This is a genomic window from Rhodococcoides fascians A25f, assembly GCF_000760935.2.
In the GTDB taxonomy this organism is placed as follows: domain Bacteria; phylum Actinomycetota; class Actinomycetes; order Mycobacteriales; family Mycobacteriaceae; genus Rhodococcoides.
Window position 1 is genome coordinate 4,865,006 of sequence record NZ_CP049744.1, and the last position, 19,356, is coordinate 4,884,361.

Consider the following 19,356-nt stretch of genomic DNA (forward strand, 5'->3'; position numbering starts at 1 on the left):
TCACGACACGAGACGATCGGGAAACCTGTCAGGAACTGAGCGGGGAAGCTGTGCTCACCGAGGTCGGAACAATCTCGCCATCGACTACTTGGTCACGCACTTTGAACTTCTGGATCTTGCCTGTCGGTGTCATGGGGAATTCGTCGGCGAAGTGCCACAGCGAGGGAATCTTGTGCGCCGAAATGCGTTCTTTGCACCAGGCTTTGAGCGTGGCCGGGTCGGGACGCGCAGCGGGGTTCGATGTCTTGATGACCGCGCAGATTTGTTCACCCCAGTAGTCGTCGGGTACGCCGATGACTATCACGTCGTTGATGTCTGGATGCTCGAACAGCATTTCCTCGACCTCACGGGGCGAGATGTTGACACCACCTCTGATGATCATATCCTTGAGCCGGCCGGTGATCTTGAGGAAGCCGCGCTCGTCCATGACAGCGAGGTCGCCCATGTGCAGCCAGCCGTCGGCATCGATGGTTGCTTCGGTGGCGCTGGGCATGTCGTAGTAGGACAACATCGTTTGGTAACCGCGGCAGCAGATTTCGCCTGGAGTGCCGATGGGAACGATGTCGCTACTTGCGGGGTCGACCAGTTTCACCTCGAGTTCCGGGAGCGGTTGACCGACTGTGGTCGCTTGGTCCTCGGGTGTGTCGTCGACACTTGTCTGGCTGATGACTCCGTGCATTTCCGTTTGTCCGAACAGGATCGAGAAATTGCAGTCCCACTGCGCGGTGGCACGTCGCACCAACGTTTCCGGCACGGTGGCCGCACCGGACATCACCGTTTGCATACTCGACAGGTCCCTCGTCGAATTGTCGGGGTGGTCGAGTAGCGCGATCAACATCGTCGGAACGAGGAGGCCGTGTGTTCCTCGGTAGGTCTCGTAGGCCTCGAGCACCCCCGCTGGGTCGAACCCAGGAAGCACCACATACGTTCCGTGAGCGGACATGGTGCCCAGCTCGGTGACCGCTCCCCCGCCGATGTGATACATAGGCATCGCGTTGATGCATACGCCGCCGTCTTTCATTCCCGCGCGTTCGAAGACGAACGTGGCCTCGTTGACGATGCCCTTGTGATGCAGGAGCGCCCCCTTCGGAAATCCTGTTGTTCCCGAGGTGTACTGCACTTGAACGGCGTCGGTCGGTGCCACCTCCGGCAGCGACGTCGATGCCTCACCCCGAGACGCGAACTTCTGCCATTCATCGTCTGCGTAGGTGGCCTGCACGTTGGGGACGTCCGAGCATGCTCCCTCGACAATGGCACGGAGGTCGGACCCACGATATTCACGTTGATAGAACACTGCAGTGGCTCCGGACTGCTCCAGGACGTACTTCAGCTCGTCGCGACGGTACGCCGGATTGGCCGCCACCACGATCATTCCGGCCATGGCCACGGCCTGTTGCAGGACCACCCAGTCCGCACTGTTTGCAGCGAAGATCGCGATACGGTCGCCCGGTCGAAAATCTTGCAGTAGCGCGCGAGCGAACTGCTCGGTGGACGTCAACAGTTCCGCGTACGTCCACTCTCGCCTGTGGTCCGGATTCGGCACTGCGTCGACCAAGGCCACTCTGTCCGGAACTGCGTTCGCGGCTTCTCGCAGTAAGCCGGGAAGAGTGATCTCCCGGACGCCTGCGCTCGGTACCGCAGGCCAGAAGGACGTGCTGAGCGACATCGTTACTCCAACTTACTTGTCCCGGCAGCATCGCCGCGACGTCATCGCCGCGGCCTGCTATGTCTCACCTCACACTATAAATGATTGGACCATTTATAAGCAACGACCAATTACGGCGGAGACGCGCTGGACCCCCGGCACACCCGTAGAAGCCAATACCGTTGCTGTGACTAGCTATACATACTGAATCGGAAAGGTCTGTCGACGTCGTCAGGACGATACTTCTTGATACTAATATGGTTGCAAGAATCCTAAAATGTAGTACGTGCGGATGTCGGATGGTGGCTTTCGGCGCAGCAGGGGGTCGTTGACCCACCACGTCCTGAAGCCTGCAGCTCGACGTGCTGGCCGGGATTTCGAGGTACGAACCCCATAGGTTGCCATTGGTTCCATCCGCAATGATCTACAGTGCGAACAACGTCAGCGACGTAAACGTCATATGTTGCCTGTATCCGGAGGTTCTAATGTCTCAACCCGCTCTTGTACGTAGTTACCCGGACTCGGGTGTTCTCCTCGTCGGTGGGACCGCCGGCATCGGGCTGGCCTCCGCGCTAGGGTTCGCCGCCGCCGGTGTTCAGCGGATCTGCCTCGTCGGCAGGAATGCGGACCGCGGTGCGGACGCGGTGCAACACGTGCTCGATCAGCACCCTGACATACAGGTCACGTTCGTCGGCGCCGACGCAGGCAACCAGTCGTCGGTCGAGACCGCAGTCGAACAGGCACACAAGACGCTGGGCTCGATAGACGTTCTGGTCAATTCGACCACCACCGCGTACAAGCCCGATCTGCTCCATCGGACCGAGGCGAGCAGCATCGAGGGCATTCTCGTGGGCCAGGCGCTCCCCCCCATGCTCGCCACCCGAACGGTTCTTCCGCTGATGCAGGCGCAGAACGGAGGAAGTATCGTCAACATTGCCTCCGACGCTGCGAAGGTTCCGACCCCTGGCGAAAGCGTGCTGGGCGCCGCGATGGCCGCGATCGCGATGTTCACGCGAGTCACAGCTGTCGAAGCGAAGCGCAACGGCGTGCGAGTCAACTGCGTGACGCCCTCACTCGTCGAGGGCACTGCAACGGCACAAAACGTTCTCAGCGACGGCTTCAGCAGGTCGTTGTTCCAGAAAGCGAGCGCCCAGGCACACCTCGGAGTAGCGGTACCCGAGGACTTAGCGGCACTGATCGTCTTTCTCGGCGGACCCGCTGCCGCACGGCTGACAGGTCAATCCATCAGTGTCAATGGCGGCATTTCGGCCTTCTGATCCGGCGTTGTCCTCCGCCGTGTCGATTCCAGACGTTCGGGGCGTACACCGCAGCGCTACGCCCCGAACGGCTGATGCCGTTGTGTAGGGGGTACTAGCAGCGAACTACGTGCACACGATCGACGATTGCACGACCTACTGCCGCAGGCGGGTGTGGTCGCGGCGACGACGGAATTACCCGCGGCGTTGCATCAGCCCTTCTCGTGCCGCGCGCGACCCGCCATGAACTGTCGCAGCAGGGCCTCCTGGTTCCGGCCGACCATGGCGCGCCACGCAAATTGAGAGCAGCAGGCCCAGTCGTGACTCCGAGAGTGGCGACATCACTTCGGTCGCCTTCGTGACGGGCAGCGCGAGATGGATGCCTCGGAAGTGCGTATCCCAGCGCTGCCCAGGTGTCACCGCCGGAGTGTCGGTCCACCTGTCGATGTACCCAATAACTGCTGTGGCACAGTCGTATTGCTGACGCCACAACCATGCATATGAGATGGCCGGTCTGTGGTCCGGAGTGCTGATAGTCGCTCGACCGTTCGATCTCGAACGCTCGTCGGCTCTTGCCGCGAATGGACGTCTCAGGCTACTGTTACGCAAATGGTCAGTCCAAAGACCATAATTCTTGGAGGCGGTCCCGCCCCTCAACCGAAAGGACATCGGAGTCTGATGGCTGAATTCACCGACATCACTTATGAGGTCGACAACGGTCTTGCCTGGATCACCATCAACCGCCCCGAGCGGTACAACGCGTTTCGTGCGCAAACCGTCGACGAACTGGTTCTCGCGTTCAAGCGGGCCTGGGCGAGCAGCGAGGTAGGCGTCATCGCGCTGACGGGCGCCGGTGACAAGGCGTTCTGCGCAGGCGGCGACCAGAAACAACGTATGGAGACGGGCGACTATGGGCCCTCCGCCAGCGGTTTGTTCGAGGTGGAAGCACTTCACCGGGTGATCCGCGACGCTCCGAAGCCGGTCATCGCCGCGGTCAACGGACTGGCTATCGGCGGTGGCCACGTTCTGCACGTTCTCTGCGACCTCACGATCGCGGCCGACACCGCGCAGTTCGGCCAGAACGGCCCCCGTGTCGGATCGTTCGACGCGGGTCTCGGTTCCGGATATCTCGCTCGCGTTGTCGGCGAGAAGCGCGCACGCGAGATCTGGTTCATGCTGCGGCGACTGTCCGCAGACGAAGCGCTCGATTGGGGTCTTGTGAACAAGGTTGTCCCAGCGGCTGATCTGAAGTCCGAGGTACGTGCCTGGGCCGATCAGATGCTCGACTTCTCCCCGACCTCACTCAAGGTCCTCAAACAGTCGATGAACACCGACACCGAACATTTCGTCAGCATCGGATCCATGGCGTACTCGACACTCGAAATCTTCGGCGAAACCCCGGAAGCCCGCGAGGGCATTACTGCATTCAACGAAAAGCGCAAGCCGGACTTCAGTCCCTACCGAGGAAAATAGATGCAGTTCTCGCCCGAGCAGCGAGACTTCGCGGTGGCGGTGCGAACCTACTGCCGGCGCGAGCTGGCGAGCGTGGCGCAGCGTGACGCTGTCACCGACGGCGGGACCTTGTCCAACAGTGTCAAGGTTCTGTCGGACATGGCGCACAATGGCTGGCTCGGTGTGTCTTTGCCCGATGAATTCGGCGGCGGTGGAGCAGGATTCGTCGATGAATGCCTCTTTCTGGAAGAGGCGTCACGCGGGTTGGCGCCGATCACCGGATACGCGACAGGCCTCACCGCAGCGCAAACTTACCTTCGGTGGGGCTCGGACGAACAGAAGAATACGGTGGTGACCAACCTGGTGTCGGGCCGGCTGGAAGCCATTGCGCTCAGCGAGCCGGGCGCGGGGTCGGATCTGGCCGGGGTTCGGGTGAGTGCGCGGCGTGATGGTGACCGGTACCTGATCAACGGGCAGAAGACCTGGATATCGGCCGCCCATGTGGCAGAGCATGTTCTGGTGCTCACCCGTGAGGACGCATCCGGGAAGAGCCATGAGGGGCTTACGCTTCTCATGGTGCCGACAGACGCACCTGGATTGACCATCCGAGCCATCGAGACGATGGAGCCGCACACCTGCAACGATGTGTTCTTCACAGACGTGTCGGTTCCAACGTCGGCCGTTGTCGGCGCACCCCTTGGGGCGTGGAAACAGTTGATGCGAGGACTGAGCATCGAGCGTCTCATCATTGCAGCGATGAGTATCGGCGGCGCTCAGCGGGCCCTCGACGACCTAGTGGTGTACGCCCGTGGACGAGAACAATTCGGTCGCCCGATTGCCAGTTTCCAGGCCCTCCGTCATCGCATGGCCGACATCGCCACCGATATCGATATCGCCAGGGTGTTCGTGTACGACGTCGCGCGCAGCATCGACAGCGGCTTGGAGGATGACCTGTCCAGAGAGAGCGCAATGGCGAAGATGCGCTGCACGGAGGTCGCCAAGAACACCGCCCTGGAGGCCATGCAAATGATGGGCGGGTACGGGTATGCGCGTGAGTACGGCATGGAAGGTCAGGTGCGGAGAGCCCTGGCTCCTCCGATCTACGGCGGTAGCAACGAAATTCAACGCGAAATCATCGCGAAAACCATCGGCCTCTGACCCCCTCACGGATGCGAACCCTCGCGCCGTGTCACACCTCCCGCTTCCCGTCCGGGATCGCCGAATCGTCGACGACGCGGGGCTTCCGAGTGATGCCCCATCGCCGAGTCAGAACATGTGGGCATGGACCGACGTCGGCGTTCGTGTTCCGATCCCGCGGTGGCTAGGGCTGCGGTGCACTCGAAGGACATCTCGCTGGCACGGACCAGAAGTGCCGAACAACGCCGACGCTTTTACTCGACACGGCTAGCGTGTCTTTTGAGAAGCGCGGAACCGGCACGAACGCGGTTTCGTCAGTTGGCACCCGATTCGCCGACAGCCTACGCAGGTGCGCCTGGACGCTCTCTACGAGCTCGGGAACCGACGGCGTTCGTTTCATCCGACACGTTCGGGCACACGGAACTGCGCTGGGCGGTGGTCGGATGCTCGCCTGCCGCGGAACCTTCACCGTCCGACGAGCCCCCGAGGCCCGGTGCGGTCAAGGAAAACGGGCATCGCCAGGACCAGGTCGGTCCAAAACATTTGAAGATGGTGGATCGACCGACAGCGGGACATGTACCGGACTGCTCTGACAACCGTGCAGCGACAAGCCCTAGAAGGCGGAGTGCGGACGTAGCGGCGACCACGCTCGATCCGACAGACATCTCGCTCCACGCGGCTTACGTCTACCGGGCGATGGTGCGAGACGTCTCGCACATGATCAAAAGCAGCTGAGTCGAGGGTCAGCGAAAATCAGGGCGCCGTTTCTCGACGAACGCCGTGATTCCCTCGGCGGCCTCACCTTCTTCGAACAACGACTGTTCCTGCGCGATTTCATAGCTGGCGCCCTCCGTCAGGGGGACGTCGAAGGCTGCGTTCACAGTGCGGATCACCGCGAGTTGAGCAGGCAGGGAACCACCGCGCAATTCCGCGGCGAACGCCAGAGCGCCCTCGACGACGTCACCATCGGTCACGCGTTCGACGAGGCCGATCGATAGCGCCTCCGGTGTGCGCAGCTGCCGGGCGGTCAGCATGATGTCGAGCGCTCGGCCGCGGCCCACCAACTGCGGGAGCCGTTGTGTCCCACCGGCACCAGGAATCAGCCCGATCTTGACCTCGGGTAGGCCGAACTTGGCGCTCGGTCCGGCCACGCGCAGCGTGCACGCCATCGCCAACTCCAGCCCACCGCCGAGGGCGAGACCGTCGACGGCGGCGATCGATACCCATGGAGCGGCGGCCAGGCGATCGTTCACCTCCCGCATCTTATCGCCGTACGCGGTGAACGACGCTGCGTCGATCGTTTTCAGATGCTTGATGTCGGCACCTGCAGCGAAGAACCCTGGTATGGCCGATGCAATGATCATGATCTTCACATCACCCGCCTTCTCGGCGGCGTCCATGGCGAGGTGCAATCCTTCGAGCAGCGACAATCCCAACGCATTTGCCGGAGGTCGTTGCAGGGTGACCAGGGTGATTCCGGGTTTCACCGGGTGCCAGGTGACCACTTCGTCGGCGAGATCCGCCATGAATTCCTCACTCAGTCTCGCGTAGCGCATGCGGGGTCGCTGCCCCCACACAATATCGTTGACAACGATTAATAGTCAACCAATTATATGGTCAGTCCAAAATCGGACGTCTATGACCGTGGCGACATCGTGCGACCGGGGCGGTTGCTGTTAAATTAGGTACGACCATAAACGGAAAGCAGGTGTCCATGGCGCAACCGTCCACAAACACAGTTGCACGCCATCGCGTCCAGTTGCAGCCGATGACGGTTCCGAAGGCGTCGGATGTCCTGGCCAACGATCTGCGTGAACGTATTCTCCGTGGTGAATACCCGTCGGGAACCGCGCTGCCACCTGAGCGCGAGCTGGTCACCCAAACCCGAATGAGTCGCACTACGGTCCGCGAGGCCCTCAGGATCCTCGAGGTGCAAGGGTTGGTCGTCATCAAGACCGGCCGCTCGGGTGGAGCGTTCGTACAGCAACCAGGTGGAGACTCGGTCGCCAGCTCCGTCAGCTTGTTGATACGGGGTCAACAGCTGCGGCTGACGGCCCTTCTCGAAACCCGCGAAGCGATCGAACCCGCGTGTGCAAGCCTCGCGGCCAAGTACCGGACCGACGAGGACTTAGCCGGCCTCGACGCGGCGAACAAGGTGGTCGGCGATCCCGACCTGCCGCTCGAGGCGTTCTTGCGCGCGAACGTCGATTGGCACGTGGGGGTAGCAACGGCCAGTCACAACGAACTGCTGACCGGATTCATGAGTGCGCTCTCCAAAGCGATCTACAGCTCGACCGAGAACAAGGCGTTCGTCGACGATGCTGTGCGTGCGACTACATTCCGGGCGCACAAGTCGATCACAGATGCGATCAGAGCCGGTGATTCCGCAGCAGCGGTGCGCAGAATGAGCAAGCACGTGCACGGGTACGCCGAGGCCGTGGTTCAGGTGGAGGAACGTACCGAAATCGACCTGCGCGGATCCTGAGCTTCTGCCGCTTCAAGATGGGACCGTAGTCCTTGTAACACGGCTGCATTGGTGTATGCGGTCTGTTGGGCCGTCAGTCCCCACGGCGGTGCGATCAGTGTGATGTGATCGGCGACGTCGTTCGGAAGCTCGGCCAAGCGCCGTGTGAAGTCGTCCGGCCGGCACGTGATGGTAATTTTTTCGATCATGTCGTCGGTCACCGCGTCGACCAGCGCCTCGTCGTCACCGATGCGTGCCGCCTCGCGAATGCGGCCCTGGGCGGCGCTCCACCCGTGTAACTCGAACAGCCGGTCGTACACCCGTGACGCGGCGTACTGCCCGATCGCATACGCGGCTTGCCGCCTCGCCACATCCAGATCCTCGTCGATCGAGCACATCTTGATGCCCATGATCGTGACCTTCCCTGGGTCGCGGCCTGCGCGGGCGGCACCGCCAGCGATGTCCTCTGCCACCGGGCCGCGGACGTAGTCCGCCGTGTACATCGGGTGCCCCACCAACCCGTCGGCGTGCTCTCCTGCGGTTCTGACCATCAACGGGTTCACCCCTGCGATCCACATCGGGATTTCGGGCCTGACCGGCTCCGGGACACCAGCAGTCGGTGAGACGTGGACGTGATAGAAGCGTCCGTCATGATGTACCGGGCCTTCGTGCAGGTGCCACAGCGCCTTCAGGACCGTCAGCAGTTCGGCCATGCGGAGGGCGGGCGCGCTCCCGTCGACGCCGTGCCACGCCTCCATCATCTTCTTTGTCCCGTTGCCCAAGCCCAGAGTCATACGGCCGTTCGACATTTCGTCGAGATCGCGTGCCTCGGCCGCCCAGATCAGCGGACTGCGGCCGACGCCGTAGGCGATGTTGGAACCGATCCCGATCGTGTCGGTGCCGCCGGCCAGCGCCGCCATGGGGATTGTGGCCGAGCGGCTGTACAACTCGCTGACCCACACGTTCGTGCACCCGATCGCTTCTGCTTCGCGGGCCGTCTCGACCATGGTCTCGAACCGTTGCGGCCCGCGGCCGACACCGGTGGCGTTGATGCCGAATGTAGTCACCGTCTGTATTCCTCGCCTCAAGCGCGCCGTGGGAATCGACCGAAATCCGGTGGTCTTTTTTCTTTGAACGCTTCGCGGCCCTCTTTCGCTTCCTCGGAGGCGTAGAAAAGCAGGTTCGTGTCGTGTGCGAGCTGCTGGATGCCGGCCAGCCCGTCTTCGGCCGCGTGGAAACTGGCTTTCATCATTCGCAGCGCCATGGGTGAGAGCTCGAGCATCCGGCGAGACCATGCCAGCGTCTCGGACTCCAATTCACCCAGTGGCACAACGGTATTGACAAGGCCCATCTCCAGCGCTTCGTGTGCGTCGTATTGCCGACACAGAAACCAGATTTCCTTGGCTTTGCGGGCACCCACCATGTTGGCGAGCAAACCAGCGCCGAATCCCCCGTCGAACGAGCCCACGCGTGGGCCCACCTGCCCGAGTCGGGCGTTGTCGGCCGCCACAGTCAGATCGCAGACGATCTGCAAGACATGGCCGCCGCCAATTGCGTACCCGGCGACCATGGCCACCACAGGTTTGGGGAGTCTGCGGATCTGCACTTGCAGATCGGTGACGTGGAAGCGGCCGACCTGATCGGGCCGGTCGGGATCTGTCAGGTAGCCGGTGTCACCGCGCACACGCTGATCGCCGCCGGAGCAGAAGGCGTTGTCCCCCTGCCCTGTGAGCACGATGACGCCGATTGAAGGGTCCTCACGTGCCAGGGTCAATGCGCTGGAGATCTCCACAAGGGTCTGCGGGCGGAACGCGTTGTGCACTTCCGGCCGGCAGATGGTGATTTTGGCGACTCCGTCGGGTGTGCGCGCGTACTCGACATCGTCGTAACGCTCGAGGACGGTCCAGTCGGCTTTCACGCCATCGTCAATCCGCCACTCACGGACAACGTCTGGCCGGTGATGTACCCGGTGTCATCCGATGCGAAGAAGGCTACCGCGGCAGCGATGTCAGCGGCGACGGCCAACCGTTTCATCGGCACGGACCGGGTCATCCCGCCTATCACCTTGTCCGCATCCTGACCCGAGCTGTCGGCGAACTTGCGCAGTGCCGGCGTGTCCGTAGGCCCGGGGCAGACGGTATTCGCGGTGACACCCTTGGTTGCGACCTCTCGTGCAAGTGTCTTGGTGAACGCGATGATTCCGCCCTTCGCGCCTGAGTAGACCGCTTCGAGTGAGGATCCCACGCGGCCGGCGTCGGAACCGATATTGATCACGCGACCGAAGCCGCGTTCGATCATGCCCGGCACTACTGCGTGATTGACCCGCAGCGCGCCCTTGAAGTTGATGTCGAGGATCTTGTTCCAGAAATCCTCGTTGGTGTCGACGAACTTCATGAAGTCGTCCCAGCCGGCGTTGTTGACCACGACTTCGATCGGGCCGAGTTCCTGACCGATCCGTTCGATGGCAGCGCGCACCGACGCGGTGTCGGTGATGTCGACAGGAACCGCGACTGCTTCTCCGCCGTCGGCGACGATTTGCTGTGCGGTGCGTTCGGCGGCCTCGAGGTTCAGATCGGCGATCGCCACGCGGAACCCGTCGGCAGCGAGGCGGCGCGAGATGCCCTCTCCGATTCCTTGGGCTCCGCCGGTGACAAGTGCGACTCGGTTACTCATCGATCTTCCTTCTGTCGGGGTTCGGTGCTCATGCTGCAACGTTTGCGGCGCGAGCGAGGTCGTCTCGAAACTCGGGGGCTGCGACGGCGATCAGCCGACGCATGCGTTCGGTCAAGCTCTGGCCGCGCAGGTGTGCGACACCGTGTTCGGTGACCACACAGTCGACGTCGGCGCGTGCGGTGCTGACCACGCCCTCGTCCAACTCGAACTTGATCGAGGACCGCCCTCGCATCGTCGATCGAAGGGCGACGATGGAACGGGTACCGGTCAAGGACGCGGCGCGAGCAAAGTCGACCTGTCCCCCGACGGCACCGAGGTAGGAGCCACGGCTTAGCTCCGCACCTACTTGTCCGGTCAGGTCGACCTCGATCGCGAAGTTGACGGCGACCAGGGAGGGCAATTGCGAAAGGACGCGCGGCGAATGCGTGTAGCTGGTCGGCCGAAACGACATCGGCACCTCGGACGCACGGCTGTAAAGGGCGGAGGATCCGAGTGCGGTGCCGGCGACAGCCAGTCCGGGATCGATCTCTTTGCGTGCGCCGGTAACGACGCCCTTGTCAATGAGGGCGAGGACGCCGTCAGTGACCATCCCTGTGTGCACGCCCAGGTCCCGGTGATCGGACAGTGCGTCGAACACGGCTGCACCTGCCGTACCCACGCCGACCTGAACGGTGGCACCGTCGTCGATTATCGACGCGACATGGCGCGCGATGGAACGTTCGAGATCACTCGGTGCGCGGCTCGGTTCATCCTGTAGCGGTCGATCCGTGGACACTGTAGATGCGAACCTGGACAACGGGATACGCGGTGAGCCCGGCACGTCCGGCATTTGTTCGTTGATTTCAGCGAACAGCAGTGGTGTGTGTTCGAGTGCGTCGGCCATGTAGTCCACACCGATCCCGAGCGAGCACAGACCGTCGGAACCTGGCGGCGCTACTTGAAGCAATCCGATGTCGCGCGGGAACCAGCCTTCGGCGAACATCCGCGGAAATGCCGAATAGTGGCACGGGACGACTTCGAGTCGATTCTCCTTCTCGAGTGCGCGAAGGGCACCCAGCCCACCGTAGGAGACCACGGTATCGGCGACCGACACCGCCTGCGCGATCTGATCGTTCCAGCTGAGCCCGCTGAACAGCCGCAAGGGGCCGAGGTCGGGCTCGCGGGCGAGCAGCATGTCGACGAGTGGTCGCGGCTCCGCCGCTGCCTGGCCCCACCACACCCCCATGCCAGGGCGAAGCCATTCGCTGAAACCGTCCATCAGCTCTCGCGTTCGAGGAGTGTGCCAGTTCCGAGACCGCCGCCGCAACACATGGTGACCAGACCCAGATGTGAGTCGCGGCGCTCCATCTCGGAAAGAATTGTGGCTACCAAGCGGGCGCCTGTCGCTCCGACGGCATGCCCGAGTGCGAGCGCACCGCCGTTCACATTGACGCGTTCTTCGTCGGGCTCGAGTTCACGCTGCCATGCCAACACCACTGACGAGAATGCCTCGTTGACTTCGAAGAGATCGATGTCGTGGATCGACAAACGATTTCGGTTCAAGATCTTGTGCGTGGCCGGGATGGGACCCGTCAGCATGATGATCGGGTCGACACCGACTGTGGTCTGGTCCGCGACGCGCGCCCGGATGCGGAGGCCGTAGCGTTCGGCGGCCTCGCGTGTGCAGAGCAGGACTGCTGCTGCACTGTCGCAGATAGGGCTGGACGTGCCCGCCGTGATGCGTCCCCCGTCCGGTCGGAAGACCGGATTGAGTGCGGACAGCGTCTCGAGTGTCGTGGACGGCCGGATGGTCTGGTCGCTCGTGCGGCGCTCGCCGTCGAGCACCATCTCGACCATCTCGTCGTCGAACCGACCGGCGGCGACCGCAGCCGAGGCAAGGGTGTGGGAACGGACAGCGAACTCGTCCATTTCCGTGCGCGAGATGTTCCACCGATCGGCGATCAGCTCGGCGCTCTCGCCCTGGGTGACGAAGTCGTACCGCTCGCGCAGTTCGGCAGGCCATGGGTCGCCGTAGAGTTCGGAGATCTTGCCCGGTGAATTCATGGGGACGTGCCCCATGTGCTCGACTCCACCGGCGATCACCACGTCGTGCACTCCGGACGCAACCAAAGATGCTGCGAAGTTCACGGCGGTCTGCGCGGATCCGCAACGACGATCGAGCGTCGTCGCGGGCACCTCGGCAGGAAATCCGGCCTGCAGCCACGCGTTACGTCCGATGTTGCGCGATTGCTCGCCGAACGGTGCGGTGCACCCGATGATCAGGTCCTCGACCATCGCTGGGTCGATCCCCGATCGAGCAACGAGGTCCTGATAACAGGCTGCCAACATCGCATTGGGATGGGTGTCTCGGAACCAGCCCTTCTCGGGATGTGACCGCCCGATGGGCGTGCGTACGGCCTCGGCGATGACCACCTCGCGGCCCGCCGAAGTGAAGGGTCCAGAAATCTTCGATGCCATGGTCAGATCACCGTTCCACCGTCGACCGGGAGTACCTGACCGGTGATGTACGCCGCCGCGTCGGAGGCGAGAAACACGAACGTAGGAGCAATCTCGTCCGGAAAAGCCCACCGTCCCAATGGTATTCGAGCCAGAGTCTTGGCGGCCAACTTCTCGTTGCTCCGAATGTTCTCGGTCATCGCCGTCGCTGCGAGTGGCGCGACGGCGTTGACCGTGATGGACCGCTTGGCGAGCTCGCGTGCGAGGGACATGGTCAAGCCCACGATGGCCGCTTTTGCCGCTCCGTAGTTGGCTTGGCCGATGGTGCCGGTGAGGCCGGCGGCCGATGTCACGTTGATGACGCGGCCGGTGCCGTCCTCGGGGAGGAAGCGTAGCGCTGCGTGAGTGCAGTGGTACGCACCCATGACATGGGTATCGAGGACTCTGCGGAACTTAGCTTCGTCCATGTTGGGGAACATTGCGGGTGCTACGACGCCCGCATTGTTGACGAGGATGTGCAGTCGGCCGTCGCCCAGCCGGGTCGCTGCTGTCACCGCGTCACGGGCGTTGTCGCCGTCGCACACATCGAGTCGGAACGGCTCCGCGACCCCGCCGGCCCCGACGATGCCGTCGCTGACGCGCGTGGCCGCTTCGAGGTCGATGTCGGTGACCAGTACGGCTGCACCGGCTGCGGCGAACGCCCGAGCTATTGCTTCACCGACTCCCCCTCCCGCGCCGGTGATCAACGCGGTGCGACCACGGAGCCCGAAGATTCTCAGGCTGTCGGGCACGGTGGATGACGCGAGTGCCATCAGTAGCTCCTCGGGAGGCCGAGGACGTGCGATCCGAGGTAGTTCAGGATCATCTCCTGGCTGATGGGTGCGATGCGTGTGAGGCGTGCTTCGCGGAAGTAACGCGAGACGTTGTATTCCTCGGAGTAGCCCATGCCGCCGTGCGTCTGTAGGGCTCGGTCGGCCGCGTCGAATCCGGCGTCGGCACACAGATACTTGGCCATGTTGGCCTCCTTGGCGCACGGTAAGCCGTTGTCGTAGAGCCATGTGGCTTTGCGGAGGATCAACTCGGCGGCGTCCAGTCGAGCCAACGAATCGGCCAACGGGAATTGGATACCTTGGTTCTTGCCGATCTGGCGGCCGAACACTTCGCGTTCGTTGCCGTACTTCACGCCGGCTCGTAATGCCGCGCGGCCGATTCCAAGTGCCTCAGCCGCGACGAGCATGCGCTCGGGGTTGAGTCCGTCGAGAATGTATTTGAAACCTTGACCTTCCTCGCCGATGCGGTCTTCGACGGGAATCTCCAAACCGTCGATGAACAACTCGTTCGAGGTGATCGCGTTGCGGCCCATTTTCTTGATCGGGCGGATGTCGACCTTGTTGCGGTCCAGATCGGTCAGGAACAGTGTCATTCCGTCGGTCTTACGGGCGGACTCGTCGAACTTGGCGGTGCGGGTCAGCAGGAGAATCTTCTCGGACTCCATTGCTTTGGAGATCCACACTTTGCGACCGTTCACGACGTACTTGTCACCGTCGCGCTTGGCGAAGGTGGTGATTCGGGTGGTGTCCAGGCCTGCACCGGGCTCGGTCACACCGAAACATACGTGCAGGTCACCGTTGACGATGCGTGGCAGTGTCTTCCGCTTCATCTCGTCGCTGCCGTGCACGATGACCGGGTGCATGCCGAAAATCGACAGATGCATCGAGCTGGCCCCGTTCATTCCGGCGCCGGATGCCGCGACCTCTTCGAGGAGGATCGACGCCTCGGTGATGCCGAATCCGTGGCCGCCGTACTCCTCTGGAGTGGTGATGCCCAACCAACCGCCGGAGGCGAACGCATCGTAGAACTCCGTCGGGAATTCGTGGTTCGAATCCTTGTCCGACCAGTACTGGTCGTCGAACTTGCCCGCGAGCTCTCTGACTGCGTCACGGATGGTGCTCTGATCGTCTGTCAGCGTGAAATCCACGTCGGTCCTCCAAAATCGGTTGATCTAACCATATCAATGGACTGACCAAATACACAACGGCTGCGGTGCATCCGTCTAGCTCCCGTCCAGCAGCCAGGTCGCAATGAGTTCGTTCCAGACCGGAGGCGACCCGAACAGAGTGCGGTCGAGTTTCGCGCGCTTGTAGAACAGCTGCAGGTCGTGTTCCCAGGTGTATCCGATAGCGCCGTGCACTGTCAGCGCGGTATCTGCAACGTCCGCCACACTTCCGGTCACTTGAGCCTTCGCCACCGCGGCCACAGCCGAGGCGTCGATCAGACCGGTGTCGATCGCCGCGCCGGCGTAGAGCGCGGTCGAATACGATGCCTCGACCGTGACGAGCATTTGCGCGGCTGCGTGTTTGACGGCCTGGAACGAGCCGATCAGCTGTCCGAACTGCTTGCGTTGAAGGCTGTACTGCACCGACAGTTCCAACATTTTCTCCGCGCACCCCAATGCATCCGCGGCGACCAGAACCGCGGCGATGTTCGATGCCCTCTGCGCGGCGGACGGATCTGTGTCGACGACCGATGCGGCGGCCGCCGCATCGGTCGAGAATTCCACCGCTGATGTCGATCGTGACCGGTCGAGGAGATCGTCCGCGTGCAGCGTCGCGGCGGACGCGTTGATTCGTGCGAATCCGACCCTTCCGTCATTGCCGGAGGACGTCGGCACCAAGAACACGTCTGCTTCGGCAGCTCCGAGGACATGCGCCACCGGACCCGGTGCCGGAGTCCAGTTCGGCACCCGGTCCGCGCGCACGGCCACCGCGAAGGTGACCTCACCGGAAAGCTGTTGCGAGAGCTCCTCCTCGGTGAGCAGAGGCGCCGCAATCGCTGCGCCGAGCCAGGCAGAACTCGGAACTGCGGATCGGCCGAACTCGCGCGACGCCAGCGCCAGCTCGAGGACGCCGCCACCCTGTCCACCGGACTCCTCCGAGTACCCGACGCCCCACCAGCCTTCTTCGACAAGGCTCGCGGTGAAGGTCGCAGCGTCTCCGTCCGACTGCAGCTGACGAACGGTGGCCGTGCCGTACTTGGCTGCAGTCCACTCCCGCAGCGACTTCGAGAACATTTCTTGCTCGTCCGACAGTTCCCAATGCATCAGATCTCCTCACTTCACCGACGCGGAGTGCACGACGTTGCGAATGGCGTCGACTGCATCGGGGTTCTCGGCGCTCGACAGGTCACCCGGATCGGTTCCGATTGCAGCCGCTCGCACTGCGCGGCGCATGATCTTCGCGGATCGGGTCTTCGGTAGTGCTGCGACAGCGAACACTCTCGACGGAGCGAACGGTTTACCGACACCGGCGGCGACGAGGGCGCGCAGTTCGTCGGAAACGCCCTCGGTGCTCACCCCGGCGCGGGGCACCCAGAAGGCCCATACACTCTCGCCCTTCTTGGCATCCGGAACACCCACCGCCGCCGCCTCTGCGACGGCAGGGTGCGTCGTGAGTACCGATTCGACCTCGGCGGGTGCGAGTCGTTTGCCGGCGACATTCATGACGTCGTCGGAGCGGCCGAGGATGAACCAACGGCCGGCGTGATCGACGAGGGCATAGTCGCCGTGGCACCACATGCCGTCGAAGGTCGACCAATACGCTTCGAGGTACCGTTCACGGTCCCGCCACACCCCGCGCGTCATAGCGGGCCAGGGCTGACGGCACACCAGTTCGCCGATGCTGCCACGCAACGGTTCTCCCTCGTCGTCGACCACGTCTACATCCATGCCGAGTGACGGCCCACCCAGTGAGCAGCTGGGGATCGGTTCCACCGGGTAGGGGGCAAGGAACGACCCGCCCACCTCGGTTCCGCCCGAGAAATTGATGACCGGGACACGGCCACCGAAGACTTCGGCGGCCAGCCAGTCGTAGGAGTCGGGATCCCAGGGTTCGCCGGTCGAACCGAGCGTGCGCACACTCGACAGATCACGTGTGACGATGTCCGACACTGCGGCGCCTTTGAGGGCCCGTATCAGTGTCGGCGACACCCCAAGCATCGAGATACGGTGCCGCGCAACCAGATCCCACAACCTGAACTCGTCCGGACTGTCCGGCGACCCTTCGTACAAGGCGAGCGTTGCCCCGTTCGCGTGAGTGCCGAATGCCGCCAGAGGTCCCATGATCCAACCCATGTCGGTGATCCAGCAGAAGACGTCCCCGACTCCGACGTCGAAGGAGTAGGCGACCTCGGAAGCGACTTTGACGGTGAATCCGGCGTGAGTGTGTACCGCTCCCTTGGGCTTTCCGGTGGTCCCCGATGTGTACCCGAGCATCAGGGTCTGCATGGATGGGAACGGCTGAAATTCGAAGGAGGGTCGGGAGGGGTCGGTCAGTGTGTTCCACTCTGCGATCGTCACCGCCGCGCCGCTGAAATCTGTTCCACGTCCTACGTTGTCGACCGTGATCACCGAATGGACGGACGGCACATCGTTCAGAGCTCTGCCCATCTCTGCGGCCATGTCGACGATCTTGCCGCGCCGAATCGTGCCGTCTGCGACCACGACCACCTTCACGTCTGCGTCGTTCAACCGTGCGGCGATCGCAGGTGCCGCGAACCCTGAGAACAGCGGTACGAGGACCGCGCCGATACCCGCGATTGCGTAGCAGGCGACCACAGCTTCCGGGATCATGGGCATGTAGAGAGCCACCGTCTCGCCGGGACTCACGCCCAGATCTCGTAGCCCGGATGCCAGCCGTCCCACCTGCTCGGCAAGCTCGCCATAGGTCAAGGTCCGTACCGTTCCGTCTTCTGCCTCGTGCACCACAGCAGTTCGGTCGGCGCCGTCGCCGATCCACCGGTGAATGCATGCATCGACGACGTTGAACGTGCTTCCGGTGAACCATTCCGGAAACGCGGCGCCGGCGGACAGGTCCACGACTGTTTCGTACGGTGTGGCGAACGGAATGCCGAGATCATCGATGGCTGCGTTCCAGTACCACGCGGTATCGGCCACCGATCGGGACCTCAGGTCGTCGATGTGTTCGATTCCGTGCGCACGTGCCAACCTCGTGACGTTCGCGCTGTCGATACGGTCCGCGTCAGGTGTCCACACGTAGTCGCTCATGGGGCTCTCTTTCAGCTTCGTGGCATGCCGAGCACACGCTCGGCGGCAATGTTGCGTTGAATGAAGGTCGATCCCCCGGCGATGGCAGTCCCGCGCGCCTGATAGGCGAGGCGGAGCCAACGCTGCTGGTCCGAGTTTTCCTGATCGGTCGTATCCGACAGGGCCAGTTGACCCCCGAAATCGGAAAGTTCGAGTCCGAAGTCGGCAATGTCTTCGACTAGTGGGCAGAAATACAGTTTGCCTATCGACGCGACCGGTCCTGGGGGTTCACCGGTTGCCGCGCCGGTGATCACACGTTGGCCGATGAGGTAATGCGTCAAAGCTCGCCCATAGAGATCCGCAATTTTCTGACGTACCTCGGATTTCGACGTCATCGGCTCATCGTGCTGTCCCACGGTTCGTTGCGCCTGTTCGATCAGATCGACGACGGCGCGCGTGGTGTTCACTCGGCCGGTGGCGATGCCCACCCTCTCGAAAGCCAGCGTTCCCATCGCTACCTTCCACCCGCCGTCTACCTCACCGACCACGGCGGAGTCGGGGACGACGACATCGTCGAGGAATACCTCGTTGAATTCGGCTTCTCCGAGCATGTGAGCGAGTGGCCGCACGGTGATGCCTTCACTCGACATCGGCAGAAGAAAGTATGTGATTCCGCGATGTCTCTCGCCTCCGCCGGTGCGAGCCAACAGAATTGCATTGTCTGCGATCTGTGCACGAGACGTCCAGATCTTCTGACCCTGGATCCGCCACCCGCCGTCGACCTTCGTCGCCTTGGTTCGCAGCGATGCCAAGTCCGACCCCGACTCGGGTTCGGAGAACAGCTGGCACCACACTTCATCGCCGGTGAGAATCGGTTGCAGGTAGCGCTTCTTCTGTTCCTCGCTGCCGAACGCCGAGATGGTGGGCCCTGCAAAGTCTTCGCCGATGATGTTGAGTCGCTCCGGCGCGCCGGCCCGATCGGTCTCCTCGTTGAAAATGGCCTTGATCTTTGCGTCCGCTCCGGCGCCGCCGTACTCGACAGGCCACGACAGACCAGCAAAACCGGCGTCGAACAACATGCGCTGCCACACCGACCACGAGGCGCGCTGGTCCTCGAGGCGCTGCGATGCCTGCCGAGGGACGGTCTTCACCGCGTCGGCCAACCACCGTCGAACCGTCGACCGAAACTCTGCCTCGGCGGCGGAGTCTGTTAGATCCATGGAACCTCCGAAAGTCGTCTCGGTCTAAAGGT

General features: G+C 62.8%; 16 protein-coding genes. 4 read left to right on the top strand and 12 right to left on the bottom strand.

Annotated elements, in window-relative coordinates; genetic code table 11:
• Positions 1–28 precede the first annotated feature (28 nt).
• Positions 29–1,666 carry an AMP-binding protein gene (locus BH93_RS22810; protein WP_037172707.1) on the bottom strand — a complete coding sequence of 546 codons (1,638 nt, stop codon included), beginning with the start codon at positions 1,664–1,666 and terminating at the stop codon, positions 29–31.
• Between the two features lie 464 nt (positions 1,667–2,130).
• Between BH93_RS22810 and BH93_RS22815 the strand changes: the two genes are divergently transcribed.
• The 3 genes from BH93_RS22815 (at position 2,131) to BH93_RS22825 (ending at position 5,511) form a co-directional block, all read left to right on the top strand.
• Positions 2,131–2,922: an SDR family NAD(P)-dependent oxidoreductase gene (locus tag BH93_RS22815; protein ID WP_037172708.1), complete on the top strand. Its 792-nt coding sequence runs from the start codon at positions 2,131–2,133 to the stop codon at positions 2,920–2,922.
• 657 nt (positions 2,923–3,579) lie between these two features.
• Positions 3,580–4,374 (top strand): enoyl-CoA hydratase-related protein, encoded by a 795-nt coding sequence (locus BH93_RS22820; RefSeq protein WP_037172711.1) that lies wholly within the window; start codon positions 3,580–3,582, stop codon positions 4,372–4,374.
• Positions 4,375–5,511 carry an acyl-CoA dehydrogenase family protein gene (locus BH93_RS22825; RefSeq protein ID WP_037172713.1) on the top strand — a complete coding sequence of 379 codons (1,137 nt, stop codon included), beginning with the start codon at positions 4,375–4,377 and terminating at the stop codon, positions 5,509–5,511.
• A gap of 722 nt (positions 5,512–6,233) precedes the next feature.
• Here BH93_RS22825 and BH93_RS22830 read toward each other — a convergent pair.
• The gene (locus tag BH93_RS22830) at positions 6,234–7,016 is read right to left on the bottom strand and encodes an enoyl-CoA hydratase/isomerase family protein (RefSeq protein WP_037173366.1); all 783 of its coding nucleotides are present in this window, start codon (positions 7,014–7,016) and stop codon (positions 6,234–6,236) included.
• Between the two features lie 242 nt (positions 7,017–7,258).
• Here BH93_RS22830 and BH93_RS22835 point away from each other — a divergent pair, with 242 nt between their 5' ends.
• Positions 7,259–7,975: a FadR/GntR family transcriptional regulator gene (locus tag BH93_RS22835; RefSeq protein WP_037173367.1), complete on the top strand. Its 717-nt coding sequence runs from the start codon at positions 7,259–7,261 to the stop codon at positions 7,973–7,975.
• On the opposite strand, the gene BH93_RS22840 is transcribed toward BH93_RS22835, so the two are convergent.
• The 10 genes from BH93_RS22840 to BH93_RS22885 all read right to left on the bottom strand — a co-directional run bounded on the left by BH93_RS22840 (position 7,933) and on the right by BH93_RS22885 (position 19,324).
• Positions 7,933–9,021 (bottom strand): LLM class flavin-dependent oxidoreductase, encoded by a 1,089-nt coding sequence (locus BH93_RS22840; protein WP_037172714.1) that lies wholly within the window; start codon positions 9,019–9,021, stop codon positions 7,933–7,935. The two genes, BH93_RS22835 and BH93_RS22840, sit on opposite strands and share 43 nt — an antisense overlap.
• A gap of 17 nt (positions 9,022–9,038) precedes the next feature.
• Entirely contained in the window at positions 9,039–9,872 is an 834-nt protein-coding gene (menB, locus tag BH93_RS22845; protein ID WP_037172715.1) for a 1,4-dihydroxy-2-naphthoyl-CoA synthase, read from the bottom strand.
• Positions 9,869–10,627, bottom strand: a complete 759-nt coding sequence (locus BH93_RS22850) for an SDR family NAD(P)-dependent oxidoreductase (RefSeq protein ID WP_037172721.1) — start codon at positions 10,625–10,627, stop codon at positions 9,869–9,871. Before BH93_RS22850 ends, menB begins: the two co-directional genes overlap by 4 nt.
• Positions 10,628–10,655: 28 nt before the next feature.
• Positions 10,656–11,885 carry an acetyl-CoA hydrolase/transferase family protein gene (locus BH93_RS22855; protein WP_037172722.1) on the bottom strand — a complete coding sequence of 410 codons (1,230 nt, stop codon included), beginning with the start codon at positions 11,883–11,885 and terminating at the stop codon, positions 10,656–10,658.
• A complete protein-coding gene (locus tag BH93_RS22860; RefSeq protein WP_037172724.1) occupies positions 11,885–13,084 on the bottom strand; it encodes a thiolase family protein in 1,200 nt (399 codons plus the stop codon). Before BH93_RS22860 ends, BH93_RS22855 begins: the two co-directional genes overlap by 1 nt.
• A gap of 2 nt (positions 13,085–13,086) precedes the next feature.
• Positions 13,087–13,875 (bottom strand): SDR family NAD(P)-dependent oxidoreductase, encoded by a 789-nt coding sequence (locus BH93_RS22865; protein ID WP_037172726.1) that lies wholly within the window; start codon positions 13,873–13,875, stop codon positions 13,087–13,089.
• Positions 13,875–15,041: an acyl-CoA dehydrogenase family protein gene (locus BH93_RS22870; RefSeq protein WP_037172727.1), complete on the bottom strand. Its 1,167-nt coding sequence runs from the start codon at positions 15,039–15,041 to the stop codon at positions 13,875–13,877. Before BH93_RS22870 ends, BH93_RS22865 begins: the two co-directional genes overlap by 1 nt.
• 75 nt (positions 15,042–15,116) lie before the next feature.
• On the bottom strand, positions 15,117–16,163 hold the full coding sequence (locus tag BH93_RS22875; RefSeq protein WP_037172728.1) for an acyl-CoA dehydrogenase family protein: 1,047 nt from the start codon (positions 16,161–16,163) through the stop codon (positions 15,117–15,119).
• A 9-nt stretch (positions 16,164–16,172) separates the two neighbouring features.
• Complete coding sequence (locus BH93_RS22880; RefSeq protein WP_037172729.1) at positions 16,173–18,125, bottom strand: AMP-binding protein; 1,953 nt, start codon at positions 18,123–18,125, stop codon at positions 16,173–16,175.
• Between the two features lie 11 nt (positions 18,126–18,136).
• Positions 18,137–19,324, bottom strand: coding sequence for an acyl-CoA dehydrogenase family protein (locus BH93_RS22885; RefSeq protein ID WP_037172730.1), 1,188 nt, complete (start codon positions 19,322–19,324; stop codon positions 18,137–18,139).
• Positions 19,325–19,356 lie beyond the last annotated feature (32 nt).